The sequence below is a fragment of the Streptomyces sp. ME02-8801-2C genome (assembly GCF_033793965.1).
In the GTDB taxonomy this organism is placed as follows: domain Bacteria; phylum Actinomycetota; class Actinomycetes; order Streptomycetales; family Streptomycetaceae; genus Streptomyces.
In genome coordinates, this window is record NZ_JARAXP010000005.1 from 393118 (window position 1) to 410147 (window position 17030).

Here is a 17030-nt window from a genome sequence, read left to right on the forward strand (position 1 = left end):
CAGGGCCGAACTCCATGACCGCGAAAAGGAACACGCACATGAACAACATGAACAAGAAGTCCCCCGCACCCCGTCATCGGCGCCGGGGCCGCCGCGCGGCCGTCGCGGCCGGCCTCGTCCTGGCTGTCGGACTCGGTGTGTCGACACAGGTGTCGGCACAGGCGTCCGTCCCTGCCCCCGCGAAGGCGGCCACCGCCGCACCGCAGTCGGTCAGCGGCACCCCCGGCAAAGCGGTGACCCGGGTCGCCGACTTCTACGGCGCGTACATCGACGCGAAGGGCGATTACACGGACCCGGACGCCGCTCTGGCCACGGCGCTCCGCAAGCACTACCTGACGCCCGACTTCGCCGAGCGCCTGGCGGCCTGGGAGAAGAAGAACGGGGTGGACGGCGTCCTGCGTGCCCAGAACGTCCCGGCGCGGTGGACGGTGACCGACAACGGCAGCATGGGGCACAGCCATGAGGTCGCCGTCACCCTGACCTTCGGCAGCGGGGAAACGACGCAGAAGATCAAGCTTTTCGTGCTGCTGGAGCGGTACAACCACATCTCCGCCATCGAGACCACGAGCGCCCGCTGACAGCAGGCGCGACGGCCCGGGCGACACAGCAACTCGTCGTCCTCACCAGTGACGTGGACGGGTCCTAGTTCCCGCACACCCTCCTGAACCCAGTGTCCGGGATGTACGTCCGCCACTGGTCCCTGCTGAGCGCACCCCCCGCCCGTCCGCACACCGCTTTAACCGCTCCCGCCGGGTCGATCGAGTACCGCTGGAGCGGGACGTGGGCGCTTCCCGCGTACAGCGTCGTGCTGTCGGGCCCGAAGGCGAGCGTCCTGATCGGGTCGCCGGGGGTGGTGAGGGGGCCGCCGAGGGGCTGGCGGGTCGGGATGTCCCACAGCTGGAGGGCGCCCTCGGTCCCGGCGACGGCCAGGGTGCGGAGGTCGGGGCTGACGGCCAGGGCGCCGACGCTTTCGGGTCGCCCGGCGAGGGGGGTGGGGAAGACGCTGCGCATCACGCCCGTGTCGCGGCGCAGGTCGCCGTCCCACAGGGCGACTCGGCCGGCCCAGTCGCCCACGGCCAGCAGGGAGCCGTCGGGGGAGAAGGCCAGGGCGCCGATCTCGGCTCCCTGGACGAGGGGGGTCGTCGTGACGCGGCCGGAGGGGAGGTGGCCGGCACGGTTGTCGCCGACCAGGAGGCGGCCGTCGGGGCGGACGGCCAGAACCGTGCTCTCCAGTTCCCCGAGCACGCCGGTTCTGCGGTGCCGGGCGACGTCCCAGATCTCCTCGTCCGTTCTGCCGACGCCGATGAGGCGTGCGACGTGGAGGTGGTGACCCGCCGGGCCCAGGGCCAGTCCGCTGACCGCTCCGACCTGGTCGGAGTTGCGCAGGTGGAGGACGGCCCGGGCGCGGTGGCGTGCGATGTCCCAGACCGTGTAGCGCTGCGGTGTCTTCTGCACGGTGGGCGCGGCGACCCCGTACGCGAACGTCGTGCCGTCCGGGCTGAACGAAGCCACGGAGAACGTGTCGAGCTCCCGCAGCGGTGAGGAGGGGTCGTCGGAGACGGGTGCGGGCGGGGACGGCAGGGTGCCCAGGGTGTGGCCGTCGCGGGTGTCGCGGAGGCGGAAGCGGTAGTGGGTGCCGGTGGTGCGTTCGACGGTGGCGAGGGTGTGGCCGTCCGGGCTGAGCAGGACGTTCTCCACGGTGTGCGGGCGCCAGGCGGAGGTGGCTACGGGGCCGATGTCGAGGGTGTGGACGGTGGCGCCCTCCAGATACCGCAGGGCCGGGTGCGGGCCCGGGGCCCAGGCGAGGCCGCCCGAGACGGAGATGGTCTGGTTGTTCAGGGGGTGCCGGAACACCGGGTTCGTCAGGTCGTCCAGGCGCCAGATCCGGATCTCGCTGTCGTCGGCCGTCGCCAGCATCGTGCCGTCCGGGCTGAACGCGACGGAGTCCACGCCCAGCGAGCGGATGTCCGCGACCTGGCGCCCGGTGTCCGCGTCCCAGACACGGACGCCTGTGTTCCCGCTGCTGCCCGTGGTCCCGGTGCCCCCGACCCGCCGCCCGGTGGCGGAGATGACGGCGAACCGGCCACCGCCCGTGCCCTTGCCCTTGCCTCCTCCGAACACCACCGCCGAGTCCTCGTCGCACAGATTCAGGGAGCGCTCCCATGATCCGTGCACCTCACGTCCGACACGGACGTCCCACAGTCGCGGAGCCTCTCCGGCGGCGCACACGGCCACCAGTCGGCCGCCCGGGCCCGTGGCCACATCGGTCATGTCGGCGGAGCCGCGCGTCGTGAAGAGGAGGCGGCCGTCGGCCACCGACCGCACCTGCACCCGGTTGTCGGCGTCGCCGAGGAGGAAGGTGGTGCCGTCGGGGCTGACGCTCACGTTCGCCACGAATCCCGGCTCCCGGTCGAGGCCACCCATCCAGCGCCCGGTGACCGTGTCCCACAGCCGGACTCCGTGCGCACCGGAGAGGGCGAGCATCCGGCCGCCCGGCCCGGCGGAGACGAGATCGTCGTTCTCGGGCAACCGGCCGGAGGCGATGCGCCGGCCCGTCGCCACGTCCCAGGTCCGCCAGTCGCGGCCGTCCGAACTGAGCAGCGTACGGCCGGAGTCGAGAAGGAACCGCTCAGTGGATTCGGCGGTCGAGGGGTCGGTGAAGGTGCCCCGTTCGGACTGGGTGAGGGAGGCGAGCAGGGCGCGGCGGGCCTCGGGCAGCGGGGAGACGCGCCAGGCGGCGACGCCCAGCAGCATCGCGGTGCGCGGGTCGGTCGTACGGAGGCCGTCGGCGACCTCGGCGACCCGGCGGGCCGCGTCGTCGGTGCGCCGCTCCTCGTTGTCCGTGTGCTGTGTCCAGGCGGCGAGGCCGACGACGAGCGCCACCGCCAGTACGGCGGACAGCGCGCCGACGAGGGTGCGGGAGCGGCGGGCGCTGCGGGTCGCGGCCCGGCGTTCCGCCTCCCGGGCTTCCAGGGCGGCGGTCAGAAACGCCCGCTCCGGGACCGTCAGTCCGCTGCACTCGTCCGCGAACAGTTCCTCGGCGCGGGCCAGCCGGCTGCCCCGGTAGAGGGCGCCGGGGTCGCGGTCGTCGAGCCAGACACGGGTGGCGTCGGTCAGGCGCCGGTGGTGGCGCAGACGCTCACGGTCCTCCTCGATCCAGCCGCGCAGTCTCGGCCAGCAGGTGATCAGCGCCTCGTGGGCGAGCTGGACGCCGTCCTCGTCGGCGGTGAGGAGGCGGGCGCGGGCCAGCCGGTCCACCACCACGGGTACGTCGTCGCGGTCCCACTCGTCGAGTTCGGCGCGCAGCAGCGGGCGCCGGGTGTCGACGTTGCCCTGACCTGGCTCGATCAGGCGCAGCAGCAGCTGGCGGGCGGTGCCGGCCTGCGTTTCGGAGAGCTCCCCGTACACGTCCTCGGCGGTCGCGGCGATGGCGCCGAGGACACCGCCGACCGACTCGTAGGCGGCCAGGGTCAGCAGGCGGCTGCGGCGGCGGCGCCAGGTCTCCAGGAGGGCGTGCGACAGCATGGGCAGCGCGCCGGGCTGGTCGAGGACCTCGTCGACGATCCGCGCGGTCAGTTCCCGTTCGACGAGCAGTCCCGCGGCCTGGGCCGGTCCGACGACCGCCTCGCGCAGCTCGTCCGCGTTCATCGGGCCGACGGGCAGACCGGCGCCGCGCAGGGCGTGGGCCAGTTCGCGGTGCTCGGTGCAGCGGGCGTAGAAGTCGGCGCGTACGGCGATGAGCACCCGCAGCCTGCTGTCCGGGTCGCGGGCGGCGAGCAGCAGGTCGAGGAAGCGGGAGCGCTCCTGGGGATCCCGGCACAGGGTGAAGACCTCCTCGAACTGGTCGACCACCACCCAGCTCTCCGGCTCCCCCTCCCGCGGGGCCAGCAGCTGCCCGTACGTCTGCACCGGTCTGGCCCCCGGGGTGAGGATTCGCAGCACGGCGGGGCAGCCGCCGCGGGCGATCTCGTCGCGCAGGTGGGGGATCAGTCCGGCCCGCAGCAGCGACGACTTGCCGCTGCCCGAGGCGCCGAACAGCACGGCGAACCGGCGGGTGCACACCAGTTCCCGTACCTCGTCCACGAGCCGGTCCCGGCCGAAGAACAGCGCGTGGTCGTCGGGCTCGAAGCGGGCGAGACCCCGGTACGGCGGCGGGGCGTCGGCGATTTCCTCGCGGACGGTCCCGGTGGTCTCCGCGTCGGCGTCCTTCCACCGGGGGTCCCACTCGCCGAGGTCGCCGCCGCACGCCCGTACATAGCCCTGGAAGACGGCCAGCGAGGGCAGTTTCCGCCCGGCCGCCGCCTCGGACAGCGAGCTCACCGAACAGCCGGCCGTCCCGGTCATCGCCCGGTACGACGGCCCGCCCGCGGCCCGGCGCAGCTCGCGCAGATCATGGGCGAGTCGCTGCACGGGGCCGGCGCCGGGGTCCAGCGGTCTTTCGGGACGCCCCACGGACCATCACCATCCTTTGTCCCGTCGTGCGCGGACACAACGGGTGAAAACGATGTTCAGGCGCGCCAATTTACGTTTGCGGCGCGGGGGGCGTAAACCGTCCCGGATGTGGCGTTAATGACAGCGCCGGGAGGCAACCGACAGGCCGCACCCGGCCCGTTCACCTGCACGGACCCGCCCGTTCAGCCCGCGCACACCTTCCGGTACGAAACCTCCGGCACGTACGTCCGCCACTGCTCCCGCGTGAGGTCCGCCCCCGCGCCGGCCCGGGCGCACACCTGGGCGGCCACCTGCTGCGGGTGCACCGCGTACCGCTGGAGGGGAACATGGGCGCTGCCCGCGTACAGGGTGCCGCTGTCGGCGCTGAAGACGAGCGTGTCGATCGCCTCGCCGGGTGTGGTCAGCGGGCCGCCCAGACGCTGCTGGGTGGCGAGGTCCCAGAGCTGGAGCGTGCCGGAGCCGCCCCCGACGGCCAGGGTGGCGCCGTCGGGACTGACGGCCAGAGCACTGACCGCTTCGGGTTCCTCGCCCAGGGGAGCGGGGAAGACGTTGCGCAGGACGCTCGTACGGTCCTTCAACTCCCCGTCCCACAGGGCGACTCGGCCGGTCAGGTCACCGGCCGCGAGGTGCGAACCGTCGGCGGCGAAGGCGAGGGCACCGATCTGCTCACCCTGGACGAGCCCCTTGCCGGTGACCGGGCCCGAGGCCTTCCCGGCGCGGAGGTCCGCGGTGCGGTTGTCGCCGACGAGGAGGCCTCCGCCGGGGTGGACGGCGAGATGGGTGCTGGCCATACCGGCGAGGACACCCACCCGGCGTCCGGTCCCGGTGTCCCACACCTCGTCGCTCACCTCACCCTGGTCCGACGGCACCCGGGCCGTGTACAGCTGGGCGCCCCCTGGTCCCAACGCCAGGGCGACCACCGGGGCGGCGGACTCGGGCGTCGCGAGTTCCAGGGTCGCCCGGACCCGGTCCCGGCGCAGGTCCCAGACGGTGAGGCGCTGCGGGGACGCCTTGCCGCCGGGCGCGGAGACCCCGTACGAGAGCGCCTTTCCGTCGGGGCTGAACGCGAGGAGGGCGATCGTGTCGCCCGCCGGAACGGGCACGGGCGGGGCGGGAAGGGTACGCAGGAGGCGCCCGTCGGAGGTGGCGCGCAGCGCGAACCGATAGCCGTCGGCGAGGAGTTCGGCGGTGGCGAAGGTACGGGCGTCGGGGCTCATCCGTACGACTGCCATCGGGTGCGGACGCCAGGCGGGGGTGACCGCCGGTCCCAGTTCCAGACAGTGGACGGCGTCGCCCTCGAGGTAGCGCAGGGCGGTGGGGCGGACGGGATCCCAGTAAAGGCCGTACAGATGCTGGTTGTTGAGGGGATGCCGGAACACGGGGGCCGCCGGGTCGGACAGGCGCCACACCCGGATCTCCGTCCCGTCGGCCGTGGCGAGGAACCCGCCGTCCGGGGTGAACGCGGCCTGCTGCGCGCCCCGTTCACCGACGCGGGCGACCTCGCGCCCGGACGCGGTGTCCCACACGGTCACGCCGGACGCGGCAGAGAGCGCGGCGAGCCGGTCGCCGTCGTCGCCGCCGCCGAAAACGAAGGCGGTCCGTTCCACCGTGTCACACAGACCGCGGCCCCCGCTCCAGGCCCCGGCACGAATGGACCGCCGGGCGACATCCCAGACCTGCGGAGACCGCCCCGCAGAACAGACGGCGACCAGCCGCCCGTCCGCACTCACCGCCGGAGCCACCGTCCCACCCGCCACGCGAACCTCGAACAACACCCGGCCATCGGTGAGCGACCGCAACCGCACCAGGTCGTCGCCGGGCCCGCTCACGAGATACCCGCCCGCCACGACGCGGACGACGGATCCAGGAGGAAGGGGCCCCGGCCCCCCGGTCCAACGACCACCGACCGTGTCCCAGAGCCGGACACCGTCTCCCGCGACAACCACAAGAACCCGACCATCGGGCCCGGCCCCGACCACCCGCCCAACAGGAAGCGGCCCAGAGGCAACAAGCCGAACACCGCCCCCACCCTTCCGGGTACCTTCCCCGTCCCCGGGGTTCGCCGTGGTGTCGGGGCGGGTGCCGGGAGCGACCGGGCTTACGCCCGTCACGTCCCAGGTTCGCCATGTTCGGGTGTCGATGCTGAGGAGTGTGCGGCCGGAGTCGGTGAGGAAGCGGGTGGGGCCGTTGCCCGGGGCGGGGTCGGTGAAGACGGCGTGTTCCGGCTGGGCGAGGGAGCCGAGCAGGGCCCGGCGGGCCTCGGGCAGCGGGGAGATCCGCCAGGCGGCGACGCCCAGCAGCATCGCCGTACGCGGATCGGTCGTCCGCATCGCGTCGGCGATGTCCGCGACCCGGCGCGCGGCGGCATCCGTGCGCCGACGCGCGTTGTCGACGCCCAGGTGCCAGGAAGCCAGCCCGCTGATCAGAGCCAGCGCCAGTACGGCGGACAGTGCGACCACCTGCACACGGGAGCGCCGGGTGACATCGGCGGCGGCCCGGAACTCCGCCGCGCGGGCCGCTAGCGCGGCCTCGAGGAACTCCCGCTCCGGCAGGGTGAGCCGGCCCCCTTCCCCAGCCGGCTCACCGGCGAACAGTTCCTCCGCCCGGGCCAGCCTGCTGCCCCGCACCAGCGCACCCGGGTCGCGGTCGTGCTCCAGCCAGAGCCGGGTCTCCTCGGCCAGCCGCCGATGGTGGCGCAGCCACTCCCGGTCCCCCTCGATCCAGTCCCGCAGCCTCGGCCAACAGGTGATCAGCGCCTCGTGGGCGAGCTGGACGCCGTCCTCGTCGACGGTGAGGAGCCGGGCGCGGGCCAGGCGTTCCACCACCACGGGCACGTGGTCGTCGGTCGTCGACTCGGCCAGTTCCGCCCGGGTCAGCGGACGCCGGGTGTCGGCGCCGCCCTGCCCCGGCTCGACCATCCTCAGCAGCAACCGGCGCGCGCTGCGCGCCTGCGCGGGCGTCAGTTGCCCGTACACCTCCTCCGCGCTCGCCGCGATCGCCCCGCGCACCCCACCCGCCGCCTCGTACGCGGCCAGGGTCAGCAGTCGACCCCGGCGGCGGCGCCAGGTCTCCAGCAGCACATGCGACAGCATCGGCAGCGCGCCCGGCCGGTCCAGGACCTCCTCGACGATCCGCGCGGTCAGTTCCCGTTCGACCAGGAGCCCGACGGCCGCCGCCGGCCGGGTCACCGCCTCCCGCAGCTCGTCCGCCGTCATCGCCCCGACCAGCAGCCCGGCCCCGGCGAGCGCGTCCGCGAGTTCCGGCTGCTCGGCGCAGTGGGCGTAGAAATCGGCCCGTACTGACACGAGTACGTGCAATTTGTTGACCGGGTTCCGGGCGGCAAGGAGGAGGCTCAGGAACCGGGTCCGCTCGACGCGGTCGTGGCAGAGGGTGAAGAGTTCCTCGAACTGGTCGACCACCACCCACCGCTCCCCCCTTCCCTCCTCCCCCTCAGCCGGAACCAGCAGCTGCCCGTACGCCTCGGCCGGCCGCTCCCCCGGCGTGAACACACGCACAGCCGTGGGGCCGGGCCCCTGCTGAAGCCGGGGTATCAGCCCCGCCCGCAGCAGGGACGACTTGCCGCTCCCCGATGCCCCGAACACCACCGCGAACCTGTGCTCCCGTACCAACCGCAGCAGCTCGCCGACCAGTTCGTCCCGCCCGAAGAACAACTCCCGGTCGTCCGAACCGAAAGGGGCCAGCCCCCGGTAGGGCGCCGAGGTCTCCCCGTCCTCCTCGCGCGCGGCGGACGCGGCCTCCGTCTCGGCGTCCTTCCAGCGCGGCTCCCACTCACCCGGGTCGCCCCCGCACGCCCGTACATACCCCTGGACCACCGCGAGCGACGGCAGCCGCTCCCCCCGCGCCGCCTCGGACAGCGTCGCGGCCGAGAACCCGCCCGTCTCCGCCATCCGCCGGTACGAGGGCCCGCCCGCCGTCCGCCGCAACTCCCGCAGCTCATGGGCGAACCGCTGCACCGGACCGGCCTGCGGGTCCACGGGTCTCTCGGGACGCCCCATCAACTCCCCCTCCCCACAACCATCCCCCTACCCATATGACGCAGGGGCCACATCACAGGGAAAAACGGTCCGCTCGCCATCTCTGTTCACAACGAAAACGGACGGGGCGGTGAAGACGAACTCGCGACGACGGAATTGAACGGTCCGATGAAAGGGGTGCCAGTCAACTTTTCGGCTGCAAGTCTCGGTGCCGCCAAGCCGGACGACGGCACGACCGAGCCGTGTTCCCGGCACGACCCAGTGGAGAGCACCCGCACATGTTCAAGGCATCCACGCACAGCCGCAGGACCGCCCGTCTCGGCCGAGCCGCACTCGTCGCACTCAGCGCCGGTGTCCTGACCGTCGGCATCTCGACGAACGCATCCGCCGCGATCCTGAACCCGCTGCCGGAGAACGCCGGCACCTTCCAGAAGAAGTACCGGCCGGTCTTCGACTACGACACGGACAGCTGCTTCCCCGCGGCGGCCGTCGACGCGAGCGGAAAGCTCAACGGCGGTCTCAACAACAGCGGTTCGATCACCGGCGGCTGCCGGACCGACCACCTCGGCAAGGCCAACACGTACTCGCAGGGCTGGTGCAAGAACGGCTGGTGCGCGTACCTCTACGCGCTCTACTTCGAGAAGGACCAGACGCTGGCGGGCGCCGACGCCTTCGGCCACCGCCACGACTGGGAGTCCGTCGTGGTCTTCCAGAAGCAGGGCGCCGAGGCACCCAGCTACCTCTCCGCGTCCCGGCACGGCGGTTACAGCACCCACCCGATCAACGAGGTGCCGATGGACGGCAACCACGTCAAGATCGTCTACCACAAGGACGGCGCGAGCACCCACGCCTTCCGCTTCGCCCAGTGGGGCGAGACCGCGGAGGCGTGGAGCGACGGCGGCTGGGACACACCGGCCCTGGTCACCATGGAGAACATGGCCGACGCACCGCGCAACGCGCTGTGGAACTCCAAGTGGGGCGACGCCAACTTCCCGCTGACCGGCAACTTCCAGGCCAACATCAACAAGGCCCGGAACGCCGACAGCAGGGCGGCGGCCGCCATCCCCGCGTTCTGACGCACGCCCGGTGACCGGTCACTGGTCACCTGCCCGGTGACCGGACCGTCCTGAACAGCCGCCGGTGGGACCCATGCTCCCCCGCCCCGTCCCACCGGCGGCACCAGTCGACCTCCCGGGTGACCGTCTCCCCACCACGGCCGGAGGCATACGCTGCCCAGGTGACCTCAACCGCCGCCCGCACCGCGCTGGAACTGACCGCCGACCTCCCCCTCCCGTCCCTGGAAGCCCTCTACCGCGACCTGCACAGCCACCCGGAACTGTCCCTCGCGGAACACCGCACGGCGGGCCTGCTGGCGGACTCCCTCCGGAAGTCGGGGTACGAGACGACCGAGGGCGTCGGCGGCACGGGCGTCGTGGGCGTCCTGCGCAACGGCGAAGGCCCGACGGTCCTGCTGCGCGCCGACATGGACGCGCTCCCGGTCCACGAGGAGACCGCCCTGCCGTACGCCTCCACCGTCCCCGGTGTGATGCACGCCTGCGGCCACGACCTGCACGTGACCTGGCTGGCCGGGGCCGCCCAGGCACTGGCCGCGGGCCGGGACACATGGAACGGCACGCTGGTGCTGGTCGGCCAGCCCGCCGAGGAGACGGGCGAGGGCGCGCGGGCGATGCTGGCGGACGGCCTGTACGAGCGTTTCCCGCGCCCGGACGCGCTGTTGGCGCAGCACGCGGCACCCGGACCGGCCGGCCTCTACCCGCACGTGCCCGGCCTGATCATGTCGGCGTCGACGGACGTCGACGTGATCGTGCACGGCCGGGGCGGCCACGGCTCACGCCCCGAAACGACGGTCGACCCGGTGGTGACGGCGGCGTACATCGTCACGCGGCTCCAGAGTGTCGTCTCACGCGAGATCGCGGCCCGCGACTCCGCCGTACTGACGGTCGGCGTGATCGAGGCGGGCACCCGGCACAACATCATCCCGGCGACGGCCCGTATCGGGCTGAACCTGCGGACCCAGTCCGAGGACGTACGGGGCCGCATGCTGGCCGCGATCAGGCGTATCGCCGAGGGCGAGTGCGTGGCGGCGGGCTGTCCGCGCGAGCCGGAGATCCGGGTCGGCGCGGCGTTCCCGGTGACGGTCAACGACGCGACCCTCGACGAGCGGGTGGCCGCGACCCACCGCGAGGTCTTCGGCGCGGGCACGGTCTTCGACCCCGGCCCGGCGATGGGCAGCGAGGACTTCGCCCACCTGGCACCGGACCAACTCCCGTACACGTACTGGTTCGTGACGACGACACCGCACGAGGTGTGGAACGCGGCGGAGGGCGGAGACGACCTGATGACAAGACTCGCGTCGGTCCCGAGCAACCACAGCCCCCTGTTCGCCCCGGCCCTGTCGACGGTGGGCCCGGGAGTACGAACGCTGGTATCGGGGGCGCTGTCCGTACTGTCACCGACCTAGGCAGACTCTCCATCCACCGTCCGCCCCTAAGGGGCGCGAGAAACTGCGCGCCCAGCCCCCACCCAGCCGCAGACAACAAACAAGCCCAGCGCAGCCCACCAGGGGCGCGGGGAACTGCGCGACCAACCCCCACCCAGCCGCAGACACAACGCAGCCGAATACACCGTGCCGACCTAGCCCGGCACGTGCTGCACCGACTCCAGCTTCTGCCAATGCCGTTCGGCATGCCGAACCGCACCTTCCCGCCGACCAGGCACCCGGCGCCGCAACTCAACCACGACCGCCCCGAGTTCACGCGCGTCGGCGCTCTCCCCGAGACTCGTCCACTGGTGATGGGCCCGATCGACGGCCGCCTCGACAGCGGGCGCGTCCGAGGCCTGCCCGGCGCCGAGCCGCGTACCGGCGACGGTAAGCCAGGCCCGACAACTCCGGGCGGGTTCCCCGGCGAACATGGCGAGATCGGCCCGAACCTCGCTCCAGTGCAGAGCCTCCTCGGAGGCAGCCCCGTACGCCCGGAGGGCAGCCTGCTCCCACTGGGCGGCCACCGCATCGGCATCGCCGTGCCGCCCGGCCTGAACGGCGGAGGTAATAAAGAAGTGCGGATCCCCACCCTCCACCCCGCCGACGCGAGGCGGATCGACCTCAGCACGGGCCGCAGCCCCACCGGCACCGAGCAGCGCCCCATCGACCCGAGGCGCAGCAACCTCGGCACGGGCCAGCACCTCACCGGCACCGGACAACACGGATCCGACACGGAGCGCAGCAACCTCAGCGCGAGGCGAATCAACCTCCTCACGAGGCGCAGCAACCTCAGCGCGCGCCAGCACCTCACCGGCACCGGACAACACGGATCCGACACGGAGCGCAGCAACCTCAGCGCGAGGCGAATCAACCTCCTCACGAGGCGGAACAACCTCAGCGCGCGCCGCAGCCCCACCAGCACCGAGCAGCGCCCCATCGACCCGAGGCGCAGCAACCTCGGCACGGGCCAGCACCTCACCGGCACCGGACAACACGGATCCGACGCGGAGCGCAGCAACCTCAGCGCGAGGCGGAACAACCTCAGCGCGGGCCGGAACCCCATCGGCAACGGACAGCGCGCCTCCGGCGTGAGGCGCAGCGGCCTCCTCGCGAGGTGGGACGGCCTCGAGGTGGGGCGGTGGTGTCTCGCGGTGGGGCGGTGGTGTCTCGAGGTGGGGCGGTGGTGTCTCGCGGTGGGGCGGTGGTGTCTCGCGGTGGGCTCGTGGCCCTTCCGCTGGGGCGGGTGGCTTCTCGGGCTCGGGGCGTGTCCCCGGGTCGGCCGGAGGGCCAGGTTCTTCGGCGCGGTTCGGCATCCAGCCCGCGGCAGCCGGGGGTCTGGGGGCGGAGCCCCCCGGGGATGGGACGGGTAGGGGCGGCGGGGGCGAGGTAAACCCGGCGTTCAGGCCCGCACCGGACACCGCGTCCCAAGCCAGCACCACATCCCCGTACGCCACCCCCTCCGACGACAACCGCCCCAGCGCCTCCTGATGCAACCGCCCCGCATCCGGCCGATACCCACTGCGCAGAATCGTCGCGACCGTCCTCATGTACGCCGGCACCCCCACCGCCCGCCGGGGCGGCGGCGGAGCCACCCTCCCGTACACACTCACCCCCCGCCCCGCATCGAACACCCGCCCGGTGACATGCCGCCACGCGGCGGCATCCGCGTGCAGGTCGAGGAAGAGCGTCGTACTCCCCGGCACCCGCAACCGCAGCTCCTCCGCGATCCAGTGCCAGGGAAACCCGGTGTAGCGGATCGTCGCGGGGGTCGTGCGGGCCAGCGCGAGATGCGGAAGCTGTTGCTTGCGGTCGAGTTGGAGCTGCCCGGTGAGGTAGACGGTGAGCGGTCCGGGGGTCACCGCGGCGGCGCGCAGCCGGGTGAGTACGGCCTGCGGCTCCAGCGGGTCGGCGAGTTCGACGACGTTCGCGGTGTCGGTACCGGACAGCACGGCGGGGGAGACCGCGGCGAGAACCGGCAACACGGACGCCGCGTCCACGAGACACCCCTTGCCCATGGGCGAAGCGGCAAGCAGCAGCGCGGTCCCGGTCGTTGATCCAGCCATGGCCCCGCCCCTCACGTCCCTCACGCCCGTCACAAACCCTAGGCAGCACCGTAACGGGTGCGACTGCGAAGGGGGATCGGCGGTACGGCTATCGCCCCCTATGGACAACTTGTACCGAAGCCGGGCCCGTCACCCACCACCGGGCCCACTCACCCGCACCGCGAACACCGTCGTGTCGTCGCCGAGCCGCCCCCCGCAGTGCCGCAACGTGCCGTCCCGTACGAACGCGACCAGCCGCCGCGGCTCGGCGACGCGCGGATCGGCGGCCACTGCCTCGGCGACGCGTTCGCGCAGCGGGAAGAACGCGCCGTCGGAATCCCGGGCCTCCGTGACGCCGTCGGTGACGAGGAGCAGGGTCTCCCGGTCGGCGAGCGGCACCCGGACGACGGACGGCCGCCCGCCCCCGCCAGGGCTCAACTCGCTGAGCCCGAGCGGAAGTCCGTCCCCCGGCGGCAGACTCCGTACCCCGTCGGAAGACACGATCAGGGAAGGCTCGTGCCCGAAGTTGACGACCTCGACGACGCGCCCGGAGACATCCGCGTCCCGTCCCTCCGGGAAGCCGATGAGGACAGCCGTCGCGAACCGGTCCCCCTCGTCCCGCCCCACGGCCGCCCGGTAACGGACGTGCCGCAGCATCCGTACCTCGAGGCGTTCCGCGACCGTCGCGAGCGCCGGTTCGTGGTAGCCGGCCTCCCGGAACGTGCCGAGCATCGCGGCGGCCGCCTCGACCGCGCCGAGCCCCTTGCCCTGGACGTCACCGAGGAGCACCCGGGTGCCGTACGGGCCGGGCTGGATGTCGTAGAAGTCGCCGCCGACCCGGGCGACGGCGTCGGCGGCGAGATAGACGGCCGCGTGGTCGAGGCCGCCCCAGCCCGGCGGCAGCGGACGCAGCACCGTACGACGGGTGGTCTCGGCGACGTCCCGCATGTGCAGCATGCGCCGCTCGCCGCGCAGCCTGACCGCACAGGCGAGCACCGCCAGGACCCCGCCGAGCGCGACGAGGATGAAGTCGGGCAACCCGGTCTGGTACTGGTGCGGCCAGGCACCGTCGACGAACACGTACGTGCACAGGGACAGGACCGCGAAGGCGACGGTGCCGGCGACCCCGCACAGCGCGGCGGCGATCCCGGGCACCAGCACGATCCACGAGATGATCCGGAACTCACCGGTGGTGTTCCAGTCGAGGACCGCGATCCCGACGAGCAGCACCAGCGGCGGCACCCAACCCACGCCCCGTCCGGCGAACGCGAACGCGGACGACGAGAACGCGGGCGACGAGAGGGCCGGGCCCTCGCCCGTGCCCACCGGATCCTCCGGGCCCATCAGGCGCACCGGCTTCGTGACTCCTCCTCCTCGTGAACGAGGCGGCTTCTCCCTTGGGACACAAGCCCCGCAGGACGGCCAAGCCCTGACCGCTGCCGAAACAGACGTGCAGCGTACTGGATCAGGGATGGACTCAGCGAAACACGACCGGTCCCGGCTGTCGACTTGCCAGGGGGCCTTCCCAGGTGTGCTCTGGAGGGCGGGGGCGAGGAGAGAGGAACACTCTCATGGCTCAGACAACGTCCGGAACGCACGGTATGGCCGGCAGGCCAGGCAGGCCGGGTGGGGCAGGTGGTCCCGGTCGGCCCAGGAATCCCGACGTCTTCAGTGCCCGGACCCACCTGGCCGTGCACCGGGTACTGCCCGTCGCACTCGGCCTCGTCTACGGCTTCTGGGCCGCGGCCAACCGGCGCGACGGCGGTCCCATCACCGGCTGGAACGTCCTTTTCGGCTTCGTGAGCGCCCTGGCGTTCATGGCGCTGATGATGGGCGTACAGGCGGTGGCGCCGCGGCTGAAGCGCGAGCTGCACGCGGTGGTGTGGGGCGCGTTCGCCGGGATCGCGTTCGGGTTCCTGTACAGCCAGACCGGGGCGAGTGTGCTGCGGTCGGCCGGGAACTCGCTGATGGTCGCGGGAGCGGTGACGGCGACGCTGTTCTACCGCTACTACACGCACGAGGACGCGGCAGGTCGCCGGGTCAGCTGACTTCCCGACAGGGTGAGCTGCGTGCGGCGGTGCTCAGCCGAAGGTGACGTCCAGATTGAAGCTCCACGTCCCCGAGACGCTCCAGTGGCCGTGGCCGTCGCCGCCGCCTTCCTTCCACTCCGGGCAGGGGTCGGTGCAACTGGGCACCGACCGGCCCCCGGTGTCGATGAAGGCGGCGCTCGCCCATGCGTCGACGCCCTTCAGCCAGTACCAGTGCGTGTTGCCGCGCACCCTCTGACCGACGACCGAGCACTCGACGCGGCCGTGGCTGCCCGGCGCCAGCCGCCCGACGACGGGCGAGTCCGTGGTCGGCTGCTGTCGCAGGTTCAGCTCACCGGCGGAGACGACGGTGCCCCGGACCCCGGAGCCGTGGGACCCGCCGGAGTCGCCCGGCACGGCCGCCGACGCCGTACCGACCGGCAGGACCGAAAGCGACGCGGCGAGGATTCCGCCGCTGAGCAGTGCCGGGAGTACTGGGAATGCAGGGGTGATGCGCATGACCGCCTCCTGGGCCCCCGAATACGTTGATGTCCCACCAAAACCAGGAAACACCCGTTCGGGTGAACGCTCCACCGGAGGCTCCACCGAAGAGGCTGTCCCGCACGCCCATTTGCAGTCAACCGGCTCGCGCCGCACGCCCCCGAGCCCTTGCCTGGAGGGGTGCCTCACCGTCTCCGGAACGCCCTGTCGGCCGCGCTCACCGCCCTCGCGTGTCTGCTGCTGCCCTTCGGCGCGCTCTCGGCCTGGGCGGCGTACGGGCTCGCCGACACCGGCCGGTACGTCACCGCGATGGCTCCCCTCGCCGAGAACCCGTACGTCCAGGACGCGATCGCGGACAACGTCGGTGCCGGCATCGTGCACGCGGTCGACGTCGGTCCGCTCGAGGACACCGTGAACCACTTCGTGCAGGACGCGGTCCACTCGTTCACCCGCACCGAGGCCTTCCGCACGGCCTGGGACACGGCGAACCGCGCCACTCACGAGGCCGTCCTGCACGCTCTGCGCGACAACCACCGTCGCGACTACGGCCAGTACGGCGACGAGGGCGCCGTCACCATCGACCTCGCCCCCGTCACCGCTCAGGTCAAGCGGCAACTCACCGACGACAACGTGCCGTTGGCGAGCCGTATCCCCATCGCGCACACCAAGGTGGCGGTCCTGCCCGCGCAGGATCTCGTACCGCTCCGGAAGGGATTTCGCGTGCTCGAAGTCGCCGGTTTCTGGCTTCCGGTGACGGCCGGCGTCCTCGCCGTCACCGGGATCGCCCTCGCCGTCCAGCGCCGCCGCGCGATCACGGCGACCGCGCTGGGTACGGCCCTCGGCGGGGCACTGCTCGGCGTCGCGCTCGCGATCGTCCGCCGCCTCACCCTCGCCGACCTGCCGCCGGGTGTCTCCGCACCCGCCGCCGGCGCCGTCTACGACGCCCTGACGGCCACCCTCCGTACGGTCTCCTGGCTGCTCCTCGCCCTCGGCCTCGCCGTGGCCGCCGGCATGTGGGTCACGGACCGGTACGGCCGCGCCGCGCGACTGCGGCGAGCGTCCGCAGCGCCCGCACCAGCTCCGCTTCCGGAGCCGACGCGAGCCCAAGCCTGACGGCGTCAGGCCCCCGCTGCGGACCGGGTACACGCGACGCACCCGAAGAACCAGAAGACCCCGGCAAGCCCGACGACCCCGCCGCCCCGGACGTCCCCGAGGCCCCCGAGGCCCCCGAGGCCCCCGAGGCCCCCGACAGACCCGAGGCCCCGGACGGCCCCGAGGCTCCGGACGGCCCAGGCAGACCTGAGGCCCCCAACGACCCCGACGGATCCGAGACACCCGAGACACCCGAGACACCCGAGACACCCGAGACACCCGAGACACCCGAGACACCCGAGACACCCGAGGCACCCGAGGCACCCGAGGCACCCGAGGCACCCGAGGCACCCGACGACCCTCGCAGCCCCGAGGCCCCGGACGACCCAGACAGACCGGGCGCCCCCAACGACCCCGA

Annotated in this window: 10 protein-coding genes and 1 pseudogene; 6 read left to right on the plus strand and 5 right to left on the minus strand. The window is 72.8% G+C overall.

Going from position 1 to position 17030, the window contains the following annotated elements; translation table 11 throughout:
- The first annotated feature begins 38 nt into the window (after nt 1-38).
- Complete coding sequence (locus PV396_RS19020; RefSeq protein ID WP_319205996.1) at nt 39-578, plus strand: hypothetical protein; 540 nt, start codon at nt 39-41, stop codon at nt 576-578.
- 64 nt (nt 579-642) lie between these two features.
- Here PV396_RS19020 and PV396_RS19025 read toward each other — a convergent pair whose 3' ends face one another.
- Together PV396_RS19025 and PV396_RS19030 are read right to left on the minus strand one after the other, a co-directional pair.
- A complete protein-coding gene (locus tag PV396_RS19025; RefSeq protein WP_319205998.1) occupies nt 643-4452 on the minus strand; it encodes a hypothetical protein in 3810 nt (1269 codons plus the stop codon).
- A 182-nt stretch (nt 4453-4634) separates the two neighbouring features.
- Entirely contained in the window at nt 4635-8468 is a 3834-nt protein-coding gene (locus tag PV396_RS19030; RefSeq protein WP_319205999.1) for a hypothetical protein, read from the minus strand.
- A 257-nt stretch (nt 8469-8725) separates the two neighbouring features.
- Between PV396_RS19030 and PV396_RS19035 the strand changes: the two genes are divergently transcribed.
- The 3 genes from PV396_RS19035 to PV396_RS45165 all read left to right on the plus strand — a co-directional run bounded on the left by PV396_RS19035 (nt 8726) and on the right by PV396_RS45165 (nt 12320).
- Complete coding sequence (locus PV396_RS19035) at nt 8726-9523, plus strand: NPP1 family protein (RefSeq protein WP_319206002.1); 798 nt, start codon at nt 8726-8728, stop codon at nt 9521-9523.
- A gap of 161 nt (nt 9524-9684) precedes the next feature.
- Nucleotides 9685-10929, plus strand: a complete 1245-nt coding sequence (locus PV396_RS19040) for an amidohydrolase (protein ID WP_319206004.1) — start codon at nt 9685-9687, stop codon at nt 10927-10929.
- Between the two features lie 224 nt (nt 10930-11153).
- Nucleotides 11154-12320, plus strand: coding sequence for a hypothetical protein (locus PV396_RS45165; protein ID WP_416071443.1), 1167 nt, complete (start codon nt 11154-11156; stop codon nt 12318-12320).
- Here the strand turns inward: PV396_RS45165 and PV396_RS19050 are convergent.
- Together PV396_RS19050 and PV396_RS19055 are read right to left on the minus strand one after the other, a co-directional pair.
- Nucleotides 12270-13013 (minus strand): annotated as a pseudogene (locus tag PV396_RS19050) (hypothetical protein); the annotation flags it as partial. The gene PV396_RS45165 and the pseudogene PV396_RS19050 sit on opposite strands and share 51 nt — an antisense overlap.
- 129 nt (nt 13014-13142) lie before the next feature.
- On the minus strand, nt 13143-14336 hold the full coding sequence (locus PV396_RS19055) for a PP2C family protein-serine/threonine phosphatase (RefSeq protein WP_319206362.1): 1194 nt from the start codon (nt 14334-14336) through the stop codon (nt 13143-13145).
- Between the two features lie 227 nt (nt 14337-14563).
- On the opposite strand from PV396_RS19055, the gene PV396_RS19060 reads away from it, so the two are divergent.
- Nucleotides 14564-15040: a hypothetical protein gene (locus PV396_RS19060; protein ID WP_319206006.1), complete on the plus strand. Its 477-nt coding sequence runs from the start codon at nt 14564-14566 to the stop codon at nt 15038-15040.
- Between the two features lie 33 nt (nt 15041-15073).
- On the opposite strand, the gene PV396_RS19065 is transcribed toward PV396_RS19060, so the two are convergent.
- Nucleotides 15074-15538: an SH3 domain-containing protein gene (locus PV396_RS19065; RefSeq protein WP_319206008.1), complete on the minus strand. Its 465-nt coding sequence runs from the start codon at nt 15536-15538 to the stop codon at nt 15074-15076.
- A gap of 162 nt (nt 15539-15700) precedes the next feature.
- Between PV396_RS19065 and PV396_RS19070 the strand changes: the two genes are divergently transcribed.
- A complete protein-coding gene (locus PV396_RS19070) occupies nt 15701-16633 on the plus strand; it encodes a hypothetical protein (protein ID WP_319206010.1) in 933 nt (310 codons plus the stop codon).
- Nucleotides 16634-17030: the final 397 nt, after the last annotated feature.

Excerpts from the sequence above, each read along its gene's own strand:
- PV396_RS19020 (WP_319205996.1), top strand. The coding sequence starts at position 39 with ATGAACAACATGAACAAGAAGTCCCCCGCACCCCGTCATCGGCGCCGG.
- PV396_RS19030 (WP_319205999.1), bottom strand. The coding sequence starts at position 8,468 with ATGGGGCGTCCCGAGAGACCCGTGGACCCGCAGGCCGGTCCGGTGCAG.
- PV396_RS19035 (WP_319206002.1), top strand. The coding sequence starts at position 8,726 with ATGTTCAAGGCATCCACGCACAGCCGCAGGACCGCCCGTCTCGGCCGA.
- PV396_RS45165 (WP_416071443.1), top strand. The coding sequence starts at position 11,154 with ATGCCGAACCGCACCTTCCCGCCGACCAGGCACCCGGCGCCGCAACTC.
- PV396_RS19055 (WP_319206362.1), bottom strand. The coding sequence starts at position 14,336 with ATGGGCCCGGAGGATCCGGTGGGCACGGGCGAGGGCCCGGCCCTCTCG.
- PV396_RS19060 (WP_319206006.1), top strand. The coding sequence starts at position 14,564 with ATGGCTCAGACAACGTCCGGAACGCACGGTATGGCCGGCAGGCCAGGC.
- PV396_RS19065 (WP_319206008.1), bottom strand. The coding sequence starts at position 15,538 with ATGCGCATCACCCCTGCATTCCCAGTACTCCCGGCACTGCTCAGCGGC.